We start from the raw sequence: 23,660 nt of genomic DNA on the forward strand, positions 1-23,660 counted from the left end.
TGCGCGCGGCCCCGCTTTTGAATTCCGGAGCGCATCGCGCGCATGGGCCGTCCGGCCTCGCGCAGTGCGGCTCCGTCCGTTTCACACCTTCTTCACATCCGATACCGCCGTGCGTCTGAGCTCGATCAAACTCGCTGGCTTCAAATCCTTTGTCGATCCCACGCATTTCCAGGTTCCGGGCCAGCTTGTCGGCGTGGTGGGCCCGAACGGGTGCGGCAAGTCCAACATCATCGATGCCGTGCGCTGGGTGCTCGGCGAGTCGCGCGCTTCCGAGCTGCGCGGCGAATCGATGCAGGACGTGATCTTCAACGGCTCGACCGCCCGCAAGCCCGGCAGCCGGGCCAGCGTCGAACTGATCTTCGACAACTCCGACGGCCGCGCGGCCGGCCAGTGGGGCCAGTACGGCGAGATCGCCGTGAAGCGCGTGCTGACGCGCGACGGCACGTCGAGTTACTACATCAACAACCTGCCGGCGCGCCGCCGCGACATCCAGGACATCTTCCTCGGCACCGGCCTCGGGCCGCGTGCGTACGCGATCATCGGGCAGGGCATGATCGCCCGGATCATCGAGGCGAAGCCGGAAGAGCTGCGCGTGTTCCTCGAGGAAGCCGCGGGCGTGTCGAAGTACAAGGAACGCCGCCGCGAGACCGAGAACCGCCTGCACGACACGCGCGAGAACCTGACCCGCGTCGAGGACATCGTCCGCGAGCTCGGCGCGAACCTCGAGAAGCTCGAGGCGCAGGCCGTCGTTGCCACCAAGTACAAGGAACTCGTCGCCGACGGCGAGGAGAAGCAGCGCCTGTTGTGGCTGCTGCGCAAGAACGAGGCCGCCGGCGAGCAGCAGAAGCAGCAGCGCGCGATCGAACAGGCGCAGATCGACCTCGAGGCGCAAACGGCGAAGCTGCGCGAGGTCGAGGCGCAGCTCGAGACGCTGCGCGTTGCGCATTACTCCGCAAGCGACGCGATGCAGGGCGCGCAGGGCTCGCTCTACGAAGCGAACGCCGAGGTGAGCCGCCTCGAAGCCGAGATCAAGTTCATCGTCGAATCGCGCAACCGCGTGCAGGCGCAGATCGCCGCACTGAATGCGCAGCGCGAGCAATGGCGCGCGCAGGCCGAGAAGGCGCAGGACGAGCTCGAGGAAGCCGAGGAAGCGCGCGCGATGGCCGACGAGAAGGCCGCGCTCGCCGAAGACAACGCCGCCGCGAAGCACGACGCGCTGCCGGCGCTCGAAGCGAAGTTCCGCGATGCGCAGGCGCAGCTCAACGACGAGCGCGCGCGGATCGCGCAGACCGAACAGTCGCTGAAGCTCGAAGCCGCGCACCAGCGCAACGCCGACCAGCAGCTCCAGCAGCTGCAGCAGCGCCATGAGCGCCTGAAGAGCGAAGCGGGCGGGCTCGACGCGCCGGACGAGGCTCAGCTCGAGGAGCTGCGCATGCAGCTCGCCGAGCAGGAAGAGATCCTGGCCGAAGCGCAGGCGCGCCTCGCCGACGCGCAGGAAACGGTGCCGCGCCTCGATGGCGAACGCCGTGCCGCGCAGGAGCGCGTGCAGGCCGAAGCCGCGCAGATCCACCAGCTCGAGGCGCGTCTCGCCGCGCTGAAGCAACTGCAAGAAAATGTTCAGACCGAAGGCAAGGTGCAGCCGTGGCTCGACAAGCACGAGCTCGGCGCGCTGCCGCGTCTGTGGAAGAAGCTGCACGTCGAAGCCGGCTGGGAAGCGGCGCTCGAAGCGGTGCTGCGCGAGCGCCTCGCCGCGCTCGAAGTGTCGAATCTCGACTGGGTGAAGGCTTTTGCGACCGACGCACCGCCCGCGAAGCTCGCGTTCTATGCGCCGCCCGCGGCCGGCGAACCGCCGGCGGCCGTGGCCGGCCTGCGTCCGGTGCTGTCGCTCGTGCGCATCGACGATGCGGGCATCCGCGCGGTGCTGAACGACTGGCTCGGCAACGTGTACGTTGCCGACGACGTCGCGCAGGCGCTTGCGACGCGCACGCAGCTGCCGGCAGGCGGCGCGTTCGTCGTCAAGGCCGGCCATATCGTCACGCGCGTCGGCGTGCAGCTGTATGCGGCCGATTCGGAGCAGGCCGGGATGCTGGCCCGCCAGCAGGAAATCGAAAACCTGACGCGCCAGGTGCGTGCACAGGCGCTGCTCGCCGACGAGGCGCGCACGGCCGCTGTCCGCGCGGAAGCCGCGCACACGCAGGCCACGCAGGCACTCGGCGACGTGCGCGCACAGGCCGAGCGTGCGACGCAGCGCGTGCATGCGTTGCAGATGGACGTGCTGAAGCTTGCGCAGGCGCACGAACGTTACACGCAGCGCAGCACGCAGATCCGCGAGGAACTCGAGGAAATCGGCGCGCAGATCGAAGAGCAGCGCGCGATGCGCGCGGAGTCGGAAGCGAATTTCGAGCGTTTCGACGGCGAACTGGCCGAACTGCAGGCGCGCTTCGAGGACAACCAGCTCGCATTCGAAGCGCTCGACGAATCGCTGACGCAGGCGCGTCAGGAAGCGCGTGACCTGGAGCGCGGCGCGAACGACGCGCGCTTCGCCGCACGCAATGCCGTGACGCGGATCGACGAGCTCAAGCGCAGCATCCAGGTTGCACACGAGCAGAGCGAGCGTGTCGCCGCGTCGCTCGAAGACGCACGCGCCGAGCTCGAGACGATCAACGAGCAGACCGCGCACACGGGCCTGCAGGACGCGCTCGAGATTCGCGCGGTGAAGGAAGAGGCGCTGCAGGCCGCGCGGATCGAACTCGATGACCTGACCGCGAAGCTGCGCGCGTCGGACGAGCAGCGACTCGTCGCCGAGCGCTCGCTGCAACCGTTGCGCGACCGCATCACCGAATTGCAGTTGAAGGAGCAGGCCGCGCGCCTGTCGGTCGAGCAGTTCGCCGAGCAACTGACGACGGCCGAGGTCGACGAGGAAGCGCTGCGCGAGAAGCTCACGCCGGATCTGAAGCCGTCGTACCTGCAGGGCGAGGTCACGCGCCTGAACAACGCGATCAACGCGCTCGGCCCGGTGAACATGGCCGCGCTCGATGAGCTGAAGGCCGCGAGCGAGCGCAAGGTGTTCCTCGATGCGCAGTCGGCCGACCTGATCGACGCGATCACGACGCTCGAGGACGCGATCCACAAGATCGACCAGGAAACCCGCACGCTGCTGCAGGGCACCTTCGACGAGGTCAACCGTCACTTCAGCGACCTGTTCCCGCGCCTGTTCGGCGGCGGCCAGGCGAAGCTGATCATGACGGGCGACGAAATCCTCGACGCCGGCGTGCAGGTGATGGCGCAGCCGCCGGGCAAGAAGAACGCGACGATCCACCTGCTGTCGGGCGGCGAGAAGGCGCTGACCGCGACCGCACTGGTGTTCGCGATGTTCCAGCTGAACCCGGCGCCGTTCTGTCTGCTCGACGAGGTCGACGCGCCGCTCGACGACGCGAACACCGAGCGTTTCGCGAATCTCGTGCGCGCGATGTCCGACAAGACGCAGTTCCTGTTCATCTCGCACAACAAGATCGCGATGGAAATGGCGCAGCAGCTGATCGGCGTGACGATGCAGGAGCAGGGCGTGTCGCGGATCGTTGCGGTGGACATGGAAACCGCCGCGGGTTTTGCCCAGAATTGACGTTTGACGAAACCGGACCGCGTTCGCGCGGCGCATGGGCGCCCGTTCGCGGTTCCGACGAACAAGAATTGCTGATGGAGCGTGCATGGACGAGTTGACACTCGGTTTGATCGGCGCGGGCGCCGTCGTGGTGGGCGGCGTCGTGGTCTACAACGCATGGCAGGGCGCGAAGGTGCGGCGCAGGATGCCGCGCCCGATGCCGGAGGAAGCGGCCGAGGCGATGAACCGCCCCGAACGCGAGGAAGAATTGCCGTTCATCGAGCCGGTGCGCCAGCCGGTGCGGCGCGAGCCCGCGGCACCGGCCCCGGCGGCCGCCACGGGCGGCACGCCGGCCGAAGTCGCGCGCGTCGAGCCGACGTTCGGTGGTGCGGCACCTGCCGATACGCCGGCCGATCTGCAGGCCGAGGCGACCGGTATCGATGCACCGGCCGAGTCGGTCGAGCCGGTTGCCGGCGAAGCAGCCGCACCGGCTTCCGCGCACGACACGCACGCTGAACCGGCAGAGCCGGCCGAACCCGTGCTGCCGGCCGCCACGACGATCTCGTCGGCTCCGCCGGCGATCGTCGACCGCCGGATCGACTGCATCGTGCCGATCCGCCTCGGCGGGTCGCTGCCGGGCGACAAGATCCTGCCGGCCGCGCAGCGGCTGCGCCGCGCGGGCAGCAAGCCCGTGCACATCGAAGGCAAGCCGGAAGGCGGCCAGTGGGAGTTGCTGCAGAACGGCGTGCGCTACGAGGAGCTGCGCGCGGCCGCGCAGCTTGCGAACCGCAGCGGTGCGCTGAACGAGCTCGAGTTCTCCGAATTCGTGACGGGCGTCCAGCAGTTCGCCGACGCGATCGACGGCGCGCCGGAATTCCCGGACATGATGGAAACGGTCGCGATGGCGCGCGAGCTCGACGCGTTTGCCGCGCAGTGCGACGCGCAGCTGTCGATCAACGTGATGTCGGACGGCGCGCCGTGGTCGGCGAACTACGTGCAGGCGGTCGCGTCGCAGGACGGGCTGCTGCTGTCGCGCGACGGCACGCGTTTCGTGAAGCTCGACGCGAAGCAGAACCCCGTGTTCATGCTGCAGTTCGGCGACACGAACTTCCTGCGCGACGACCTCACGTACAAGGGCGGCAACATGATCACGCTGGTGCTCGACGTGCCGGTCGCCGAAGAGGACATCCTGCCGTTCCGGCTGATGTGCGACTACGCGAAATCGCTGTCCGAGCGGATCGGCGCGCGGGTCGTCGACGATTCGCGGCGGCCGCTGCCGGAATCGACGCTGGTCGCGATCGATCAGCAACTGATGAAGCTGTACGCGAAGCTCGAGGAAGCCGGCATCCCGGCCGGTTCGCCGGTCACGCGCCGCCTCTTCAGCCAGTAACGCGCGCCCGGCGGGCGGCGGCTTCCGGCGCCGTCGCCCGTCGCTGCCATGCACCGTGCTTGTGTGCACTGCAGCGGGCCCGCGCGGCACGCATCGCGTGCCCCCGCTGCGGCGTCAAACTGAGATAATCGGAATTCCGATTTTTCAGAACGACTCTGCCGCCAGCATGGCCCGAACCCAAGCCGAACCGCCAGCCAGCCAGCCCGACGCGCGCGCCGCGTGGCTGCGCGATCAACTCGAGCGGGCGAACTACGCCTATTACGTGCTCGACCAGCCGGATCTGCCCGACGCCGAATACGACCGGCTGTTCCGCGAACTGCAGCAGCTCGAAGCCGACCATCCGGAACTCGTGACGCCCGATTCGCCGACGCAGCGTGTCGGCGGCGAGGCGGCCGGCGGTTTCACGCCGGTCGTGCATGACGCGCCGATGCTGTCGCTGAACAACGGTTTCGCCGACGAGGACATCGTCGCATTCGACAAGCGTGTCGCCGACGCGCTCGACAAGACGACCGATCTCGCCGGCTCGGTGACGGAGCCCGTCGAGTACGCATGCGAACTGAAGTTCGACGGTCTCGCGATCTCGCTGCGCTACGAGCAGGGCGTATTCGTCCAGGCGTCCACGCGCGGCGACGGGACGACAGGCGAGGACGTGACCGAGAACGTGCGCACGATCCGCTCGATTCCGCTGAAGCTGAAGGGCAAGAACGTGCCGGCCGTGCTCGACGTGCGCGGCGAGGTGCTGATGTTCAAGCGCGATTTCGCACGCCTGAACGAACGCCAGCGCGCGGCCGACCAGCGCGAATTCGCGAACCCGCGCAACGCGGCGGCCGGCAGCCTGCGCCAGCTCGACTCGAAGATCACCGCGCAGCGCCCGCTGTCGTTCTTCGCGTACGGGATCGGCGTGCTCGACGGGATGCCGATGCCCGATACGCACAGCGCGCTGCTCGACTGGTACGAGTCGCTCGGCCTGCCCGTGAACCGCGAGCGCGCGGTGGTGCACGGCGCCGAAGGCTTGCTCGACTTCTTCCGCAAGGTCGGCGAGAAGCGCGAGTCGCTGCCGTACGACATCGACGGCGTCGTCTACAAGGTCAACCGGCGTGACGAACAGGAGCGCCTCGGCTTCGTGTCGCGCGCGCCGCGCTTCGCGCTCGCGCACAAGTTCCCCGCTCAGGAAGCGCTGACCAGGCTCGTCGCGATCGACGTGCAGGTCGGCCGCACCGGCGCGATCACGCCGGTCGCGCGCCTCGAGCCCGTATTCGTCGGCGGCGCGACCGTGACGAACGCAACGCTGCACAACGAGGACGAGGTGCGCCGCAAGGACATCCGGATCGGCGATACCGTGATCGTGCGCCGCGCGGGCGACGTGATCCCCGAGGTGGTCGGCGCGCTGCTCGACCGGCGCCCGGCCGATGCGGCCGAGTTCGTGATGCCGACCGAATGCCCGGTGTGCGGCTCGAAGATCGAGCGCCTACCGGACGAGGCGATCGCGCGCTGCACGGGCGGCCTGTTCTGCCCGGCGCAGCGCAAGCAGGCGCTGTGGCATTTCGCGCAGCGCCGCGCGCTCGACATCGACGGGCTCGGCGAGAAGATCATCGACCAGCTCGTCGAGCTGAATCTCGTGCGCACGCCGGCCGATCTGTTCAATCTCGGCTTTGCGACGCTCGCCGAGCTCGACCGGTTCGCCGAGAAGTCGGCACAGAACCTGCTCGACTCGCTCGAGAAGGCGAAGCACACGACGCTCGCGCGCTTCATCTACGGGCTCGGCATCCGTCACGTGGGCGAATCGACCGCGAAGGATCTCGCGAAGCATTTCGGCTCGCTGACCCCGATCATGGACGCGTCGATCGAAGAACTGCTCGAAGTCAATGACGTCGGGCCGATCGTCGCCGAGTCGCTCCATCAGTTCTTCGCGGAAGAGCACAACCGGACCGTGATCGAGCAGTTGCGCGCGCCGGGCAAGGTGACGTGGCCGGAAGGGCCGCCCGCGCCGAAGGCGCCGCAGGGCGTGCTGGCCGGCAAGACGGTCGTGCTGACGGGCACGCTGCCGACGCTCACGCGCGATGCCGCGAAGGAAATGCTCGAAGCGGCGGGCGCGAAAGTGGCCGGTTCGGTATCGAAGAAGACGGATTACGTGGTCGCGGGCGCCGAAGCCGGCAGCAAGCTCGCGAAGGCCGAGGAACTCGGCATCCCCGTGCTGGACGAAGACGGCCTGCACCAACTCCTGGAGGGTAATACGCCATGATTCGCGAGATCCTGAAGATGGGCGATCCGCGCCTGCTCGAAGTCGCCAAGCCGGTCGAGCGGTTCGATACACCCGAACTGCACGAGATCGTCGCGGACATGTTCGAGACGATGCACCATGCGAACGGCGCCGGCCTGGCTGCACCGCAGATCGGCATCGGGCTGCAGATCATCATCTTCGGCTTCGGCAACAACAACCGCTACCCGGATGCGCCCCCGGTGCCCGAGACCGTGCTGATCAACCCGAAGATCGAGTACCTGCCGCCGGACATGGAAGAGGGCTGGGAAGGCTGCCTGTCGGTGCCGGGCATGCGCGGCGTCGTCAGCCGCTACGCGAAAGTGCGCTACAGCGGCTTCGACCAGTACGGCGAGAAGATCGACCGCGTGGCCGACGGTTTTCACGCACGCGTCGTCCAGCACGAATACGACCACCTGATCGGCAAGCTGTATCCGATGCGGATCACCGACTTCACGCGCTTCGGCTTCACGGAAGTGCTGTTCCCGGGGCTCGATCCGGCTTCCGACGATTGATTGGCCGGCTTTGCCGGCTTCTCGCAGACAAGAAAAAGCCCGCTTGCGCGGGCTTTTTCGTTGCGTCGCGCACGTGTATGCGCCCGCGATCAGAACGTCTCGTCGGCCGACAGATAGCGCCATTGACCCTGCGGCAGGGCGCCGAGCATCACGCGGCCCATCCGGACGCGCTTCAGGCCGATCACGTCGAGGCCCACCAGCTCGCACATGCGACGGATCTGGCGCTTCTTGCCTTCGCGCAACACGAAGCGCAACTGCTCGCCGTTCTGCCAGCTCACCATCGCGGGCTTCAGCGCGACGCCGTCGAGCTCGAGGCCGTGGCGCAGCTTCGCGAGCGATTCCGCGGGGAAGTGCTGGTCGATGTCGATGAGCCGTTCGCCGAAGCGCACGCGCACCAGGTACTCCTTGTCGATGTCCGACTGCTCGCCGATCAGCTGCTTCGCGATCACGCCGTTTTGCGTCAGCACGAGCAGGCCGGTCGAATCGATGTCCAGGCGGCCGGCCGGTGCGAGGGCGTGCAGATGCTGCGGCGAGAAGCGCACCGGCGAATGGTCGCCGCTCCAGCGGTTCGCGCGCGTGATCAGCACGGCCGCGGGCTCGTAGCCGTCTTCCGCCTGGCCGGACACGTAGCCGACCGGCTTGTGCAGCAGGATCGTCACTTGCGCGGCCTGCGCGGCGCTCGCGCGTTCGTCGATCTCGATCTTCTGGTCCGCGCGGACCTTGGTGCCGAGCGTGTCGATGCGTTCGCCGTCGACGAGCACCCAGCCCTTTTCGATCCATTCGTCGGCTTCGCGGCGCGAGCACATGCCGAGCTCGGACATCCGTTTCGACAGGCGCATCAGGCCCGATTCGTCGCCGTAGTCAACGTCGGCGGCGGCGCGCTTGACCGGTTGCGCGGTCTTGACCGCACCGAACGAGCGGCGCTCGCCGTCGCGTGCGGGGCGGGCCGGGCGGTCGCCGAAGCTGCGCGTCGCACCTTCGCCGGCAGGCTTGTCGCGATACGACGGGCGCTTGCCGTCGTCAGCGCCTGCGCGGCGCGGGCGGGCATCGTCATCACGGCGCGGCGGGCGATCGGACGACGTGCGGCGGTCGCCAAAGCTGCGCTTCGCGCCTTCGCCGGCTGCCTTGTCGCGATACGGTGCGCGTGCGCTGCCTTCACTGGAGCCTGCGCGACGCGGACGTGCATCGTCATCACGGCGCGGCGGGCGATCGGACGACGTGCGGCGGTCGCCGAAGCTGCGCTTCGCACCTTCGCCGGATGCGTTGTCGCGATACGACGGGCGCTTGCCGTCTTCAGCGCCTGCGCGGCGCGGGCGGGCGTCGTCATCGCGGCGCGGCGGGCGATCGGACGACGTGCGACGGTCGCCGAAGCTGCGTTTTGCGCCTTCACCGGATGCGTTGTCGCGATAAGGCGTGCGTGCGCCGCCTTCGCCCCCTGCACGACGCGGCCGTGCGTCGTCGTCGCGGCGCGGCGGACGATCCGACGACGTGCGGCGGTCGCCGAAGCTGCGTTTTGCGCCTTCACCGCCTGCGTTGTCGCGATACGGCGCGCGTGCGCCGCCTTCGCCACCTGCACGACGCGGCCGCGCATCGTCATCGCGGCGCGGCGGACGATCCGACGACGTGCGGCGGTCGCCGAAGCTGCGCTTCGCGCCTTCACCGCCCGCGTTGTCGCGATACGGCGCGCGTGCACCGCCTTCGCCACCTGCACGACGCGGCCGCGCGTCGTCATCACGCCGCGGCGGACGGTCCGACGACGTACGGCGGTCGCCGAAGCTGCGCTTCGCGCCTTCCCCGGCCGCGTTGTCGCGATAAGGGGCGCGCGTGCCGCGTTCCGCACCGCCGTCACGCGGTGCACGCTTGGCCGGTGCGCGATCGGCGCCCGCGGCAGCGCGCGGCTTGAACGTGCGTTCGCCGGCGCCGGCAGGGGGCGCCTTCTTCGGGCGGGCCGGCTTATCCCCGGCGGGAGGCGTGGCGGGACGCACCGCCTTGCGGGCGACGAGGCTGCCGGAGCGGACAGGGGCGCGGGTCGGCGACGCCGGCTTCGGATTCTTGACGGTTAATTTGGTGCGCATAAACGCTGGAATTCATTCAGACTGCGATCGCACGCAGCAATTCGGTTTCGAGCTGGATCTGCAGGCGGTTGTCGGACAGGCCGGCACCCGCGAGCAGGAAAATGTCCTCGACGCGTTCGCCGAGCGTATTGATCCGCGCCGCGTGGACGCCGATCCGATGCTCGGCGAGTACGCGCGCGATCGAATAGAGAAGGCCCGGCCGGTCGTTGGCCGACACGGACAGGATGTAGTACTGGCCGCGCTCGTCGGCCCGCAGGTCGACGCGCGGCGTGATCGGAAACGTCCGGGACAGCCTCGACAGGCGGCCCTTGGACGGCTCCGGCAGCGGTGCGGTTTCGGTGAGCCGCGACGCGAGTTGCTGCTCGACGAGATTCGCGATGTCGCGATACCGCACGTCACTTTCGGTCTGCGTGACGATGAAGTTGTCGAGCGCATAGCCGTGCCGCGTCGTGCTGACCCGTGCGTCGAGCACCGACAGCCCGTTGCGGTCGAAATACGCGCAGATGCCCGCGAACAGGTCGGGACGATCCTTCACGTACACGAGCACCTGCAGCGCGTCGCCGATCGGCGACGGCCGCGCGCGGACGATCGCGGTTTCGGCATTCACGTGCCGGTACAGCACGCGTGTCTGCCACGCGATGTCGGCCGCGTCGTGACGCAGGAAGAAGCCGACATCGAGCTGGTCCCACAGCGCGCGATGCGCGTCGTCGGGCACGGTTTCGAGACGCAGCAGCGCGAGCGCCTGCTCCTGCCGCGACTTCAGCTCCGAATGCGCGTCGGGATTGGCCCCGCCGAGCACCGCGAGCGTGATGCGGTACAGGTCCTCGAGCAGCTTGCCCTTCCACGTGTTCCACACCTTCGGGCTCGTGCCGCGGATATCGGCGACGGTCAGCAGGTACAGCGCGGTGAGGTACCGTTCGTTGCCGACGACTTCGGCGAAGCGCTTGATGACTTCGGGGTCGCTCGTGTCCTGCTTCTGCGCGACCTGGCTCATCGTCAGGTGATGCTGGACGAGCCACACGATCAGCGCCGCATCGTCGCCGGCAATGCCGTGCTCGCGGCAGAAGCGCCGCGCATCGGCCATCCCGAGCGTCGAGTGATCGCCGCCGCGGCCCTTCGCGATGTCGTGGAACAGCGCCGCGACATACAGCACCCACGGGCGCTCGAAGTTGCCGATCAGCTGGCTGCAGAACGGATATTCGTGCGCGTGCTCGGCCACCGCGAAGCGGCGGATGTTGCGCAACACCATCAGGATGTGCTGGTCGACCGTGTACACGTGGTACAGGTCGTGCTGCATCTGGCCGACGATGCGGCGGAAGTTCAGCAGGTAGCGGCCGAGCACGCTCGTCTGGTTCATCAGACGGAACGCGTGCGTGATCCCTTCGGGTTGCTGAAGGATCCGCATGAATGTGTCGCGGTTCTGCGGATCGCGGCGCCACGTGTTGTTCATGATCTCGCGCGAGTTGTACAGCGCGCGCAACGTGCGGGCGGACAGGCCCTTCACGCCACGGGTCGTCTCGTACAGCAGGAACGCTTCGAGGATCGCGTCGGGGTGGCGTTCGAACACGCCGTCGTCGACGATCTCGAGCATGCCCTGCTTCTCGACGAAGCGGTCGGGCGACAGCACGCGCGTGATGCCGCTCGTCGCGGGGAACAGCTGCGCCTCGATGTTCTGGATCAGGATCGTCGCGAGCTGCGTGACGGCTTTCGCGGCCCAGTAATAGCGGCGCATCAGCTGTTCGCTCGCGCGCTTGGCCTGCGTCGCCTGATAGCCGAAGCTCTCGGCGGCCTGCGTCTGCAGGTCGAACACGAGCATGTCCTGGCGGCGGCCGGCGATCACGTGCAGCCGCGCGCGCAGCGTCTTCAGGAAACCTTCGTTGCGGCGCAGCTCGCGCGCCTCGCGATCGGAGATGAGACCACGCGTGTCGAGCTCGCGCCAACTGCTGCCGAAACCGGCCGCGCGCGCGATCCACAGGATCGTCTGCAGGTCGCGCAAGCCGCCGGGGCTTTCCTTCACGTTCGGCTCGAGGCTGTACGGCGTGTCCTGGAACTTCGCGTGGCGCTGGCGCATCTCGAGCACCTTCGCGGTGAAGAACGCGCGGGCATCGAGCGCCTCGTGGTAGCGCACCGTGAAGCGTTCGAACAGCGCGGTGCTGCCGACGATGCGGCGCGCTTCCAGCAGCGAGGTCTGCACCGTGACGTCCTGCGACGCCTCCTCGATGCACTGCGCGACCGTGCGCACGCTGCTGCCGATCTCGAGGCCGAGATCCCACGCCATGCCGATGAAGCGCTCGATGCGCGCGTCGAGTGCCGGATCGTGCGCATCGGGCAGCAGCACGAGGATGTCGACGTCGGAATAGGGCGCGAGCTCGCCGCGCCCGTAGCCGCCGACGGCGACGAGCGCGAGCGTCGCGGGCAGCCCGCAGTCGTCCCACACGCGCTTCAGCGCTTCGTCGGTGAGTTTCGACAGCGCGTGCATCAGCGAAGCGACGTTCGCCGCGCGGCGAAAGCGCTCGAGCATCTCCGCCTTGGCGGCCTTGAATTCGGCGCGCCGCGACAGCGCTTCGGGCGAGGGGGCAGCGTGAGCGCTCATGGGCGGCCGTTCAGGTGCGGGTGGGGCGGGCTGGCGCGACGGCGCTCAGACGGCGGCGGCCGGTTGTGAGAATACCGGGCGCGCCGGCGTGCCGGCCGATACGGTCAGCACTTCGTAGCCGGTTTCGGTGACGAGCACCGTGTGCTCCCACTGCGCCGACAGGCTGCGGTCGCGCGTCTTGACCGTCCACTGGTCGGGCATCGTGCGGATGTCGCGCTTGCCGGCGTTGATCATCGGCTCGATCGTGAAGATCATCCCGGCCTTCAGTTCGATGCCGGTGCCCGGGCGGCCATAGTGGACGACCTGCGGATCTTCGTGGAACACCGTGCCGATGCCGTGGCCGCAGTATTCGCGCACGACGCTGTAGCCCTGCGCTTCCGCGTGCTTCTGGATCGCGTAGCCGATGTCGCCGAGGTGCGCGCCCGGCTTGACCTGGTCGATGCCGAGCCACATGCATTCGTAGGTGGTCTGCACGAGGCGCTTCGCGAGGATCGAACCCTCGCCGACGATGAACATGCGGCTCGTGTCGCCGAAGTAGCCGTTCTTGATCACGGTGATGTCGATGTTCAGCGCATCGCCGTTCTTGATCACCTTCTCGCCGGGAATGCCGTGGCAGATCACGTCGTTGACCGAAATGCAGGTGGCCTTCGGGTACGGCGGGTAGCCGGGCGGCTGGTAGTTCAGCGGCGCCGGGATCGTGCCCTGTTCGTTGAGCATGAACTCGTGGCAGAGGCGGTCGAGTTCGGCGGTCGTCACGCCCGCGACGACGTGCGGCGTGATGAAGTCGAGCACTTCGCTCGCGAGACGGCAGGCGACGCGCATCTCGGCGATATCGTGTTCGTTTTTGAGCGTAATAGCCATCGAGGTATGCCTGGAATGCGGTGAATTGACGGATTATCGCACCTTCTGGCAGGCCTCGCAGCCCCTGCCGGCGGTGCGGATCCGGGTTTTCGCGGATTGTCCGGCCGGCTGCCGCGCGGCAAGCGAAAGTGGTGAGCGACTTGAGAGCGGACAAATCGGCGTGCTATACTCTTTGGCTAAGTCGATATCCAATTGCCGAGCTTGCCCCATGTTGGGGCGGCATCGCGGATGGAAGGCTTGCGGCACGGGCGTTTGCACGTGTCGAATCGCAAGCCGGCGCAACCAGGGTGCCGGCCGCGCGGAATTCGCGCCCTTCGGGGTGGGATCGCGCGGCGGTACGGCGGCCGGCTTAAGACCCAACCCTCGTGGAGAATTTACATGGCAGTTACGATGCGCCAAATGCTGGAAGCGGGTGTCCACTTCGGTCACCAGACGCGCTTCTGGAACCCGAAGATGGCTCCGTTCATTTTCGGTCACCGCAACAAGATTCACATCATCAACCTCGAAAAGACGCTGCCGATGTTCACGGACGCGCAGAAGTACGTGCGCCAGCTGGCAGCGAACCGCGGCACGATCCTGTTCGTCGGCACGAAGCGTCAATCGCGTGACACGATCGCCCAGGAAGCGCAGCGCGCAGGCATGCCGTACGTCAATGCACGCTGGCTCGGCGGCATGATGACCAACTTCAAGACGCTGAAGGTATCGATCAAGCGCCTGAAGGACATGGAAGCGGCCGTCGAATCGGGCGAAACCGAGAAGATGAGCAAGAAGGAAGCGCTGCTGTTCGAACGCGAAATCGCCAAGCTGCAAAAGTCGATCGGCGGCGTGAAGGACATGGGCGGCATTCCGGACGCGATCTTCGTCGTCGACGTCGGCTACCACAAGATTGCTGTCACCGAAGCGAACAAGCTGGGCGTGCCGGTCATCGCCGTGGTCGATACGAACCACTCGCCGGAAGGTGTGGATTACGTGATCCCGGGTAACGACGACTCGAGCAAGGCAGTCGCGCTGTACGCTGAAGGCGTGGCCGATGCGATCCTCGAAGGCCGTGCGAACGCGGTCAACGAAGTGGTCCAGGCCGCACGCGGCGACGACGAGTACGTCGAGGAAAACGCGTAACTGGCCCCGAGCCGGCGCAAAAAGGGGGCTCTCAACAGGCCCCCTTTTTTTAAGCTTGTGCGCCGGACCTGATCGCGCCGAATCGGCGCGGGTCCGGAAACGAATCTCGGCCGTTCGCGTCCAAGCGGGCGGCGTTGTGAATACAGACTCAAGGAGCGAATGATGGCGGCAATTACCGCAAGCATGGTGGCAGAACTGCGCGCAAAGACCGACGCACCGATGATGGAGTGCAAGAAGGCGCTGACGGAAGCCGACGGCGATCTGGCCAAGGCTGAAGAGCTGCTGCGCGTCAAGCTCGGCAACAAGGCGAGCAAGGCGGCATCGCGCGTGACGGCAGAAGGCGTCGTCGCCTCGTTCGTCGGCGGCAACGCGGGCTCGCTGGTCGAACTGAACTGCGAAACCGACTTCGTCGCGAAGAACGACGACTTCCTCGCATTCTCGAAGACGGTTGCAGAACTCGTCGCGACGCAAAACCCGGCTGACGTGGCTGCGCTGTCGGCGCTGCCGCTCGAAGGCTCGACGGTCGACGCAGTGCGTCTGGCGCTGGTCGGCAAGATCGGCGAGAACGTCTCGATCCGCCGTTTCGTCCGTTTCGAAACCGCAAACAAGATCGCAACGTACCTGCACGGCGCGCGTATCGGCGTGATCGTCGAGTACACGGGCGCGGACGAGCAGGTCGGCAAGGACGTCGCGATGCACATCGCGGCAATGAAGCCGGTCGCGCTGTCGTCGGCTGACGTGCCGGCGGAACTGATCGAGACGGAACGCCGCGTGGCCGAGCAGAAGGCTGCGGAATCGGGCAAGCCGGCTGAAATCGTCGCGAAGATGGTCGACGGTAGCGTCCAGAAGTACCTGAAGGAAGTGTCGCTGCTGAACCAGACGTTCGTGAAGAACGATAAGCAGACGATCGAGCAGATGCTGAAGGCAGCGGATGCCGCAGTGCAGAAGTTCGCACTGTTCGTCGTCGGCGAAGGCATCGAGAAGCGCCAGGACGACTTCGCCGCCGAAGTGGCCGCGCAAGTCGCAGCAGCAAAGCAGCAGTAAGCCGTAAGCAGTCAGGCAGTATCCGCGGCGGGCGTCCGCTCCGCCGCGGTCGGCGCCGCCGCCGGCCGGCCGGGAAACCCGGTCCGACCGTCGGCGCTTGCCCGAATCAGTATTTCGCCCCTACAGTTCGTGGTTGTCATCCTCTCGTCGCTCGGAAGCCCCTATGTCCAATGCCTATAAACGCGTCCTCCTCAAACTCTCCGGCGAAGCGCTGATGGGCGACGATGCCTTCGGCATCAATCGCGCGACGATCGAACGGATGGTGGCCGATATCGCCGAAGTCGTGCGTCTCGGTACGCAGCTCGCGGTCGTGATCGGTGGCGGTAATATTTTCCGCGGTGTCGCGGGTGGCGCGGCCGGCATGGATCGCGCGACGGCAGACTACATGGGGATGCTCGCGACGATGATGAACGCGCTGGCGCTGCAGGACGCGATGCGCCACGCCGGCATCGAGGCGCGTGTGCAGTCCGCGCTGCGGATGGACCAGGTCGTCGAGCCGTACATCCGGCCCCGCGCGATCCGCCAGCTCGAGGAAGGCCGCGTCGTGATCTTCGCGGCCGGTACGGGCAACCCGTTCTTCACGACGGACACGGCCGCCGCGCTGCGCGGTTCGGAAGTGGGCGCCGAGGTCGTATTGAAGGCGACCAAGGTCGATGGCGTATATTCTGCCGATCCGAAGAAGGATCCGTCGGCCACGCGTTACACGACGATCACTTTCGACGAGGCGATCAGCCGCAACCTGCAGGTGATGGACGCGACGGCCTTTGCGCTGTGCCGCGACCAGAAGCTGCCGATTCGCGTGTTTTCGATCAACAAGCCGGGCGCGCTCAAGCGCATCGTGCTGGGCGAGGACGAAGGTACGCTCGTCCACGTGTAAACTCCCGCGGATGCGGGTCATCGGCCGCGGCGCACCCGATGCGCCGGGCAGGGCCCGTGTTCTTTGAAGGTTAGAAGGTTCGGAGGTTGAAATGAGTGTCGCTGATACCAAGAAGGGCGTCGAGCAAAAGATGCAGCGCTCGATCGAAGCGTTCAAGAACGATCTGGCAAAGATCCGTACGGGCCGTGCACACACCGGTCTGCTCGATCACGTGCAGGTCGACTACTACGGCTCGATGGTGCCGATCTCGCAGGTCGCCAACCTGACGCTCGTCGATGCACGCACGATCGGCGTGCAGCCGTGGGAAAAGAACATGGTCGCTAAGGTCGAGAAGGCCATTCGCGAAGCCGACCTGGGCCTGAACCCGGCCACCGCCGGCGACCTGATCCGCGTGCCGATGCCCGCGCTGACGGAAGAGCGCCGCCGCGAGCTGACCAAGGTCGTCAAGAGCGAAGGCGAAACGGCCAAGGTCGCGATCCGCAACCTGCGCCGCGACGCGAACGAAGCGCTCAAGAAGCTCGTGAAGGACAAGGAAATCTCGGAAGACGACGAGCGCCGCGCGAGCGACGACGTGCAGAAGCTGACCGACAAGCACGTTGCCGAAATCGACAAGCTCGTGCAGAGCAAGGAAGCCGAGATCATGACGGTCTGACGACCGTCCTCGCGCGCCGCCTTCTTCCCGCATTACTGTCTCAACGGCCATGACCTATACCAGCTCTACCGTTCGCGTGCCTGACGTCGGCGTCGTGCCGCGTCACATCGCGATCATCATGGACGGCAACGGCCGTTGGGCGACCGAACGCCGCTTGCCGCGCGTCGCGGGGCACACCCGCGGCGTCGATGCCGTGCGGGCGGTGGTCGAAGGCTGCGCGCGCGCCGGCGTCGAATATCTGACGCTGTTCGCGTTCAGTTCGGAGAACTGGCGCCGTCCGAACGACGAAGTGTCGTTCCTGATGCGCCTCTTCATCACCGCGCTCGAGCGCGAGGTCGGCAAGCTTCACGCGAACGGGATCCGCCTGCGTGTCGTCGGCGATCTCGACCGCTTCGAGCCGCGCATCCGCGAGCTGATTCGCCGCGCCGAAACCAAGACGGCGCGCAATACCCGTCTTACGCTCACCATCGCGGCCAACTACGGCGGCCGGTGGGACATCCTGCAGGCGACGAAGAAGCTCGTCGAGCAGGCCGTGCGCGAGGGTCGCGAGGTCGAAGTGACCGAGGACGCGTTCGCGCCGCACCTGGCGATGGCCTATGCGCCGGAGCCCGATCTCTTCATCCGTACCGGTGGCGAGCAGCGCGTCAGCAACTTCCTGCTGTGGCAACTCGCGTACGCCGAATTCTATTTCACCGACAAATACTGGCCGGATTTCGACGGCGCGGCGCTGGCCGACGCCATCGCGTCGTATACGGAGCGCGAACGCCGTTTCGGCCGCACGAGCGCACAGCTCGAACCGCAATCGCAGAACGCCGACTCCCTTTCATGCTGAAAACCCGTGTGATCACGGCGATCGTGATGCTGGCGGTCCTGCTGCCGGTGACGCTGTTCGCGCCGCTCACCGCGTTCGGCGCGCTGATCGGCGTCGTGCTCGTGTTTGCCGCGTGGGAATGGGCGCGCCTGCTCAAGCTCGGCGGCGCCGGCCCGGTCGTCTATGCAGTCGTCGCGGCCCTGGCGCTCGCGGCAACGGCGCCGCTCGGCGTCGATGCGGCTTCGTCCCGTCCCCTTTTCATGGCAGCCGGCGTGTTCTGGCTGCTGGTCGGCCCGTTCACGCTGCGGCGCAAGCCCCAGCTCGCGGGCGGCGTTTGGCGGCCGTTCCTGCTGGCAGCCGGCCTCGTGGTCTTTGCGGCCTGCTGGCATGCGCTCGTCGCGGCGCGTGCGCAGGGCGTGCCGTTCGTGCTGTCGCTGCTTCTGGTCGTCTGGCTCGCCGATATCGGCGCATACTTCGCGGGCAAGGCCTTCGGAAAGCGTAAACTGGCCATCACGATCAGCCCCGGCAAGAGCTGGGAGGGCGCGATCGGCGGCTGGCTCGCCGTGATGGTCGTCGCCGGTGTCGCGATGGCCGTGCATGCGTTCGAGCCGACCCTGTTTTCCGCGTTCGCCGTGCGCTACGGGATGCCCGGCGCGTGGGCCGCACTGACGCTGCTGGTCGCGTACAGCGTGATCGGCGACCTGTTCGAGTCGTTGCTGAAGCGGCAGGCGGGCGTGAAGGATTCGAGCGGACTGCTGCCAGGCCATGGCGGCGTGCTCGACCGTGTCGACGCGCTGCTGCCGGTGCTGCCGCTCGCGATGCTGCTGCTTGGTTAAACCACTCATTCTTTTATGCAAAAACGTCTGACATTGCTCGGTTCCACGGGCTCGATCGGAGACAGCACGCTCGACGTGGTCGCGCGCCATCCCGAGCGCTTCTCGGTCTATGCGCTGACCGCACACCGCAACGGCGACAAGCTGGTCGAGCAATGCCTGCGCTTCGCGCCCGAAGTGGCGGTGGTCGGCGATGCCGAGACGGCCGCGCACGTCGACGCGAAACTGCGCGCGGCGGGCAGCAAGACGACCGTGCTGCACGGGCCGCAGGCGCTCGTCGACGTGTCGAAGAGCGATGGCTGCGACACGGTGGTCGCGGCGATCGTCGGTGCGGCCGGCATGGCGCCGAGCCTCGCGGCCGCGCGCGCCGGCAAGCGCATCCTGCTCGCGAACAAGGAAGCGCTGGTGATGTCGGGCGCGATCTTCATGGACGCCGTGCGCGACCATGGCGCGATCCTGCTGCCGGTCGACAGCGAACACAACGCGATCTTCCAGTGCATGCCGCGCGACGCGGCCGAGCATGGCGGGATCTCGAAGATCATCCTGACCGCGTCGGGCGGCCCGTTCCGCACGCGCGAACCGGCCACGCTCGTCGATGTGACGCCGGACGAGGCGTGCAAGCACCCGAACTGGGTGATGGGCCGCAAGATCTCGGTCGATTCCGCGACGATGATGAACAAGGGCCTCGAGGTGATCGAGGCGCACTGGATCTTCGGGCTGCCGGGCGAGCGCATCGACGTGCTGATCCACCCGCAGAGCGTGATCCATTCGCTCGTGTCGTATCGCGACGGCTCGGTGCTCGCGCAGCTCGGCAACCCCGACATGCGCACGCCGATCGCGCACGCGCTCGCGTTCCCCGAGCGTGTCGATGCGGGCGTCGAACAACTCGATCTCGCGCAAATTGCCCAGCTGTCGTTCGAGAAGCCCGATTACGCGCGCTTCCCGTGCCTCGCGCTCGCGCTGAAGGCGCTTGAGGAAGGCGGCATCGCGAGCGCCGCATTGAACGCGGCGAACGAAGTCGCGGTCGAAGCGTTTCTCGAGCGCCGCATCGGCTTCATGGCGATTGCGGCGACGGTCGACGCCGTGCTCAACACGCTGCCGAACCGTACGCCCGACGGGCTCGAGGACGTCCTGGCGGCGGATGCCGAGGCACGCCGCCTCGCCGCCGAGATCATTGCGAAAGCGCCTGCGCCACGCGTGGAGCGTACTGTCTGAATGGGGTGCTCATGAACGTGCTGGTCGAACTGATCGCGTTTGCGGTGGCGATCGGGGTGCTGGTCGTCGTGCATGAGTACGGACACTATCGCGTCGCGCGCTGGTGCGGCGTGAAGGTGCTGCGTTTCTCGATCGGCTTCGGCCAGCCCGTCGCGCGCTGGGTCAGCCGCAGGACGGGCACCGAGTGGACGCTGTCGGCACTGCCGCTCGGCGGCTACGTGAAGATGCTCGACGAGCGTGATCCCGGCCCCGGCATCGCGCCCGAGGAGCTCGGCCAGGCGTTCAACCGGCAGTCCGTCTACAAGCGCATCGCGATCGTTGCAGCCGGGCCGATTGCCAACTTCCTGTTGGCAATCGTGCTGTTTTCCGTCGTATTCGCCACCGGCGTAACCGAGCCGGCCGCGATCGTCGCACCGCCGGCCGCCGGCACGGTGGCGGCGCGCGCGGGCTTCGACGGCAGCGAGAAGATCGTGTCGATCCGCAACGCGCAGGGCGGCGAGGCCGAGCCGGTGCGGTCGTGGTCGGACCTGCGCTGGAAGCTGCTGGCCGCTGCATTCGATCACCGCGAGATCGTGCTCGGCGCACGCGACGGCAACACGACGTTCGATTTCCGCGTCGACCTCCGCCATGTTCCCGAAAGTCAGCTCGACGACGATTTCATGGCCCATCTGGGCTTCGAGACCGGCGGCGGCACGCTGTCGGTCGCGTCGGTGCAGCCCGGCAGCGCGGCGGAGCAGGCCGGCCTGAAGTCCGGCGACAAGCTGGTCGCGCTCGACGGCAAGCCGATCGGCGGCGCGTCGCGCTTCATCGATTTCGTGAAACACCATGCGGGCAAGCCGCTCGAGCTGCAGATCGAGCGCGACGGCGCCGCGCAGACGGTGTCGATCGTGCCGCAGATGCAGCGCGACGACGAGTCGGGGCAGCAGGTCGGCCGGATCGGCGCGGCGCTGTCGATGCATGCGCCGTCCGTCGACGTGCGATATGGGCCGATCGAAAGCCTGCAGCTCGGCGCGCACCGTACGTGGGACATCTCCGTGTATTCGCTGAAGATGTTCGGGCGCATGATCACGGGCAACGCGTCGCTGAAGAACCTGTCCGGCCCGGTGACGATCGCCGACTACGCGGGCAAGAGTGCGCGGCTCGGTCCGTCGGCGTTCCTGTCGTTCCTCGCCCTTGTCAGCATTAGCCTTGGCGTCCTGAACTTGTTGCCGATTCCCGTTTTGGACGGGGGGCATCTGTTATATTATGCGGTTGAAGCCGCGACCGGGAAAGCCGTCTCGGAGCGCTGGCAGCTGATTCTGCAAAGAGCCGGGTTGATCTGCATCGTCGCATTGTCGGCGATCGCGCTGTTCAACGATCTGGCTCGGTTAATCCATTTCTGAAGCGTCAGGCGGCCGCCGCTGGGTAGCCGCCTGATTTGATGCAGCTAAATATTGGGGATGCATGTTGTTCAAACCTCATCGCTTTGTACCTAAGACAGTTGCAGCGGCCGCGCTCGCCGCGCACGGCCTCGCGGCCCATGCAGCGGCACCGTTCGTGGTGCAAGACATCAAGATCGAGGGGCTGCAGCGCGTCGAAGCGGGTTCGGTGTTCGCCTACCTGCCGATCAAGCAGGGCGATACCTTCACGGACGACAAGGCATCCGAAGCAATCCGCGCGCTGTACGCGACGGGCTTCTTCAACGACGTACGCATCGCCACGCAGGGCAACGTCGTGATCGTGCAGGTGCAGGAGCGTCCGGCCATCGCGTCGATCGACTTCACCGGCACGAAGGAGTTCGACAAGGACAACCTGACGAAGGCGCTGCGCGCAGTCGGCCTCGCCGACGGCCGCTACTACGACAAGGCGCTCGTCGACAAGGCGGAGCAGGAACTCAAGCGCCAGTACCTCACGCGCGGCTTCTACGCGGCCGAGGTCAAGACGACGGTCACGCCGGTCGACGCGAACCGCGTGTCGATCCTGTTCGCGGTGGCCGAAGGTCCGAGTGCGAAGATCCGCCAGATCAACTTCATCGGCAACAAGGCATTCAGCACCAGCACGCTGCGCGACGAAATGCAGCTGTCGACGCCGAACTGGTTCTCCTGGTACACGAAGAACGACCTGTACTCGAAGGAAAAGCTCACCGGCGACCTCGAGGCGGTGCGCTCGTACTACCTGAACCGCGGCTATCTCGAGTTCAACATCGATTCGACCCAGGTGTCGATCTCGCCCGACAAGAAGGACATGTACCTGACGGTCACGCTGCACGAAGGCGAGCCGTACACGGTGTCGGGCATCAAGCTGTCGGGCAACCTGCTCGATCGCGAAGCCGAACTCAACAAGCTGATCAAGATCAAGCCGGGCGATCGCTTCTCGGCCGAAAAGCTGCAACAGACCACCAAGTCGATCGTCGACAAGCTCGGTGAGTACGGCTACGCATTCGCGACCGTCAACGCGCAGCCGGACATCGACCAGGCGAACCACAAGGTGAACCTGAACCTCGTCGTCGATCCGAGCCGCCGCGTGTACGTGCGCCGCATCAACGTCGTCGGCAACACGCGCACGCGCGACGAAGTGGTGCGCCGCGAAATGCGCCAGCTCGAAAGCTCGTGGTTCGATTCGAACCGCCTCGCGCTGTCGAAGGATCGCGTGAACCGTCTCGGCTACTTCACCAACGTCGACGTGACGACGCTGCCGGTCGAAGGCACGAACGACCAGGTCGACGTGAACGTGAAGGTCGACGAAAAGCCGACCGGCGCGATCACGCTGGGCGCCGGCTTCTCGTCGACGGACAAGGTCGTGCTGTCGGCGGGCGTGTCGCAGGACAACGTGTTCGGTTCGGGTACCAGCCTGTCGGTGAACGTCAACACCGCGAAGAGCTACCGTACGCTGACCGTCACGCAGGTCGACCCGTACTTCACGGTCGACGGCATCAAGCGGATCACGGACGTCTACTACCGCACGTACCAGCCGCTCTACTATTCGACGAGCTCGAGCTTCCGGATCATCAGTGCGGGCGGCAACCTGAAGTTCGGCATCCCGTTCTCGGAAGTCGACACGGTCTACTTCGGCGCGGGCTTCGAGCAGAACCGTCTCTCCGTCGATTCGAACACGCCGCAGAGCTACCAGGCTTACGTGAACGAGTTCGGCCGCGTGTCGAACACGGTGCCGCTGACGGTCGCGTGGTCGCGCGACGCGCGTGACAGCGCGCTGATTCCGAGCCGCGGCTACTTCACGCAGGCGAACATGGAGTACGGCGTGCCGGTCGGCAAGATCCAGTACTACAAGGCCGACCTGCAGGCCCAGTACTACTATTCGTTCTCGCGCGGCTTCATCCTGGGCCTGAACCTGCAGGGCGGCTACGGTAACGGTATCGGCAACCCGTACCCGATCTTCAAGAACTACTACGCGGGCGGTATCGGCTCCGTGCGTGGCTACGAGCCGAGCTCGCTGGGCCCGCGCGACACGAAGACGAACGACCCGATCGGCGGTTCGAAGATGGTCGTCGGCAACATCGAGCTGACGTTCCCGCTGCCGGGCACGGGCTACGACCGCACGCTGCGCGTGTTCACGTTCCTCGACGGCGGTAACGTGTGGGGCAACGCGCCGGGCGGCACGAGTACGGGCGCCAACGGCCTGCGTTACGGCTACGGTGTGGGTCTCGCGTGGATCTCGCCGATCGGCCCGCTGAAGCTGAGCCTCGGGTTCCCGCTGCAGAAGCATGAAGGCGACCAGTACCAGAAATTCCAGTTCCAGATCGGGACGGCGTTCTGACCGAACGCATGACAACAGCAACGAGAGGGTAATTTTGCTAACCGGTAAGTTTTCGAAACGAGTG

General features: G+C 66.7%; 16 protein-coding genes. 13 read left to right on the forward strand and 3 right to left on the reverse strand.

Annotated features, from left to right (window positions below):
* Nucleotides 1–109 precede the first annotated feature (109 nt).
* The 4 genes from smc to def all read left to right on the forward strand — a co-directional run bounded on the left by smc (nucleotide 110) and on the right by def (nucleotide 7,763).
* Nucleotides 110–3,622, forward strand: coding sequence for a chromosome segregation protein SMC (gene smc, locus QZM35_RS09550; RefSeq protein WP_046545990.1), 3,513 nt, complete (start codon nucleotides 110–112; stop codon nucleotides 3,620–3,622).
* A gap of 85 nt (nucleotides 3,623–3,707) precedes the next feature.
* Nucleotides 3,708–4,991 carry a cell division protein ZipA C-terminal FtsZ-binding domain-containing protein gene (locus QZM35_RS09555; protein WP_089495105.1) on the forward strand — a complete coding sequence of 428 codons (1,284 nt, stop codon included), beginning with the start codon at nucleotides 3,708–3,710 and terminating at the stop codon, nucleotides 4,989–4,991.
* 166 nt (nucleotides 4,992–5,157) lie between these two features.
* Entirely contained in the window at nucleotides 5,158–7,233 is a 2,076-nt protein-coding gene (gene ligA, locus QZM35_RS09560) for an NAD-dependent DNA ligase LigA (protein ID WP_089425692.1), read from the forward strand.
* Nucleotides 7,230–7,763, forward strand: coding sequence for a peptide deformylase (gene def, locus QZM35_RS09565; RefSeq protein ID WP_039342702.1), 534 nt, complete (start codon nucleotides 7,230–7,232; stop codon nucleotides 7,761–7,763). Before ligA ends, def begins: the two co-directional genes overlap by 4 nt.
* 89 nt (nucleotides 7,764–7,852) lie before the next feature.
* On the opposite strand, the gene QZM35_RS09570 is transcribed toward def, so the two are convergent.
* The 3 genes from QZM35_RS09570 to map are packed head-to-tail and all read right to left on the reverse strand — an operon-like array spanning nucleotide 7,853 to nucleotide 13,292.
* On the reverse strand, nucleotides 7,853–9,838 hold the full coding sequence (locus QZM35_RS09570) for a pseudouridine synthase (RefSeq protein WP_301775851.1): 1,986 nt from the start codon (nucleotides 9,836–9,838) through the stop codon (nucleotides 7,853–7,855).
* A gap of 16 nt (nucleotides 9,839–9,854) precedes the next feature.
* A complete protein-coding gene (locus QZM35_RS09575; protein WP_089425690.1) occupies nucleotides 9,855–12,431 on the reverse strand; it encodes a [protein-PII] uridylyltransferase in 2,577 nt (858 codons plus the stop codon).
* A 45-nt stretch (nucleotides 12,432–12,476) separates the two neighbouring features.
* On the reverse strand, nucleotides 12,477–13,292 hold the full coding sequence (gene map / locus QZM35_RS09580) for a type I methionyl aminopeptidase (RefSeq protein WP_089425689.1): 816 nt from the start codon (nucleotides 13,290–13,292) through the stop codon (nucleotides 12,477–12,479).
* A gap of 378 nt (nucleotides 13,293–13,670) precedes the next feature.
* Here map and rpsB point away from each other — a divergent pair, with 378 nt between their 5' ends.
* The 9 genes from rpsB (at nucleotide 13,671) to bamA (ending at nucleotide 23,596) form a co-directional block, all read left to right on the forward strand.
* Nucleotides 13,671–14,411, forward strand: coding sequence for a 30S ribosomal protein S2 (rpsB, locus tag QZM35_RS09585; protein WP_011352461.1), 741 nt, complete (start codon nucleotides 13,671–13,673; stop codon nucleotides 14,409–14,411).
* Between the two features lie 162 nt (nucleotides 14,412–14,573).
* Nucleotides 14,574–15,455, forward strand: coding sequence for a translation elongation factor Ts (gene tsf, locus QZM35_RS09590; protein ID WP_089425944.1), 882 nt, complete (start codon nucleotides 14,574–14,576; stop codon nucleotides 15,453–15,455).
* A gap of 163 nt (nucleotides 15,456–15,618) precedes the next feature.
* Nucleotides 15,619–16,332: a UMP kinase gene (pyrH, locus tag QZM35_RS09595; protein WP_011352459.1), complete on the forward strand. Its 714-nt coding sequence runs from the start codon at nucleotides 15,619–15,621 to the stop codon at nucleotides 16,330–16,332.
* Between the two features lie 91 nt (nucleotides 16,333–16,423).
* Nucleotides 16,424–16,984, forward strand: coding sequence for a ribosome recycling factor (frr, locus tag QZM35_RS09600; RefSeq protein WP_039342717.1), 561 nt, complete (start codon nucleotides 16,424–16,426; stop codon nucleotides 16,982–16,984).
* A 49-nt stretch (nucleotides 16,985–17,033) separates the two neighbouring features.
* On the forward strand, nucleotides 17,034–17,816 hold the full coding sequence (gene uppS, locus QZM35_RS09605) for a polyprenyl diphosphate synthase (RefSeq protein WP_048248626.1): 783 nt from the start codon (nucleotides 17,034–17,036) through the stop codon (nucleotides 17,814–17,816).
* On the forward strand, nucleotides 17,810–18,631 hold the full coding sequence (locus tag QZM35_RS09610; protein ID WP_089425688.1) for a phosphatidate cytidylyltransferase: 822 nt from the start codon (nucleotides 17,810–17,812) through the stop codon (nucleotides 18,629–18,631). The genes uppS and QZM35_RS09610 overlap by 7 nt, the downstream gene beginning before the upstream one ends.
* 15 nt (nucleotides 18,632–18,646) lie before the next feature.
* A complete protein-coding gene (locus tag QZM35_RS09615; protein WP_089425687.1) occupies nucleotides 18,647–19,843 on the forward strand; it encodes a 1-deoxy-D-xylulose-5-phosphate reductoisomerase in 1,197 nt (398 codons plus the stop codon).
* 11 nt (nucleotides 19,844–19,854) lie between these two features.
* Complete coding sequence (gene rseP, locus QZM35_RS09620) at nucleotides 19,855–21,225, forward strand: RIP metalloprotease RseP (RefSeq protein ID WP_089425686.1); 1,371 nt, start codon at nucleotides 19,855–19,857, stop codon at nucleotides 21,223–21,225.
* Nucleotides 21,226–21,286: 61 nt separating this feature from the next.
* Nucleotides 21,287–23,596 (forward strand): outer membrane protein assembly factor BamA, encoded by a 2,310-nt coding sequence (bamA, locus tag QZM35_RS09625; RefSeq protein WP_089425685.1) that lies wholly within the window; start codon nucleotides 21,287–21,289, stop codon nucleotides 23,594–23,596.
* Nucleotides 23,597–23,660 lie beyond the last annotated feature (64 nt).

The organism is Burkholderia sp. AU45274 (assembly GCF_030482505.1).
Lineage (GTDB): Bacteria > Pseudomonadota > Gammaproteobacteria > Burkholderiales > Burkholderiaceae > Burkholderia.

What these genes read in the sequence shown, in the direction of transcription:
- QZM35_RS09555 (WP_089495105.1), top strand. Translation starts at nt 3,708, where the DNA reads ATGGACGAGTTGACACTCGGTTTGATCGGCGCGGGCGCCGTCGTGGTG.
- ligA (WP_089425692.1), top strand. Translation starts at nt 5,158, where the DNA reads ATGGCCCGAACCCAAGCCGAACCGCCAGCCAGCCAGCCCGACGCGCGC.
- def (WP_039342702.1), top strand. Translation starts at nt 7,230, where the DNA reads ATGATTCGCGAGATCCTGAAGATGGGCGATCCGCGCCTGCTCGAAGTC.
- QZM35_RS09570 (WP_301775851.1), bottom strand. Translation starts at nt 9,838, where the DNA reads ATGCGCACCAAATTAACCGTCAAGAATCCGAAGCCGGCGTCGCCGACC.
- QZM35_RS09575 (WP_089425690.1), bottom strand. Translation starts at nt 12,431, where the DNA reads ATGAGCGCTCACGCTGCCCCCTCGCCCGAAGCGCTGTCGCGGCGCGCC.
- map (WP_089425689.1), bottom strand. Translation starts at nt 13,292, where the DNA reads ATGGCTATTACGCTCAAAAACGAACACGATATCGCCGAGATGCGCGTC.
- rpsB (WP_011352461.1), top strand. Translation starts at nt 13,671, where the DNA reads ATGGCAGTTACGATGCGCCAAATGCTGGAAGCGGGTGTCCACTTCGGT.
- tsf (WP_089425944.1), top strand. Translation starts at nt 14,574, where the DNA reads ATGGCGGCAATTACCGCAAGCATGGTGGCAGAACTGCGCGCAAAGACC.
- pyrH (WP_011352459.1), top strand. Translation starts at nt 15,619, where the DNA reads ATGTCCAATGCCTATAAACGCGTCCTCCTCAAACTCTCCGGCGAAGCG.
- frr (WP_039342717.1), top strand. Translation starts at nt 16,424, where the DNA reads ATGAGTGTCGCTGATACCAAGAAGGGCGTCGAGCAAAAGATGCAGCGC.
- uppS (WP_048248626.1), top strand. Translation starts at nt 17,034, where the DNA reads ATGACCTATACCAGCTCTACCGTTCGCGTGCCTGACGTCGGCGTCGTG.
- QZM35_RS09610 (WP_089425688.1), top strand. Translation starts at nt 17,810, where the DNA reads ATGCTGAAAACCCGTGTGATCACGGCGATCGTGATGCTGGCGGTCCTG.
- QZM35_RS09615 (WP_089425687.1), top strand. Translation starts at nt 18,647, where the DNA reads ATGCAAAAACGTCTGACATTGCTCGGTTCCACGGGCTCGATCGGAGAC.
- rseP (WP_089425686.1), top strand. Translation starts at nt 19,855, where the DNA reads ATGAACGTGCTGGTCGAACTGATCGCGTTTGCGGTGGCGATCGGGGTG.
- bamA (WP_089425685.1), top strand. Translation starts at nt 21,287, where the DNA reads ATGTTGTTCAAACCTCATCGCTTTGTACCTAAGACAGTTGCAGCGGCC.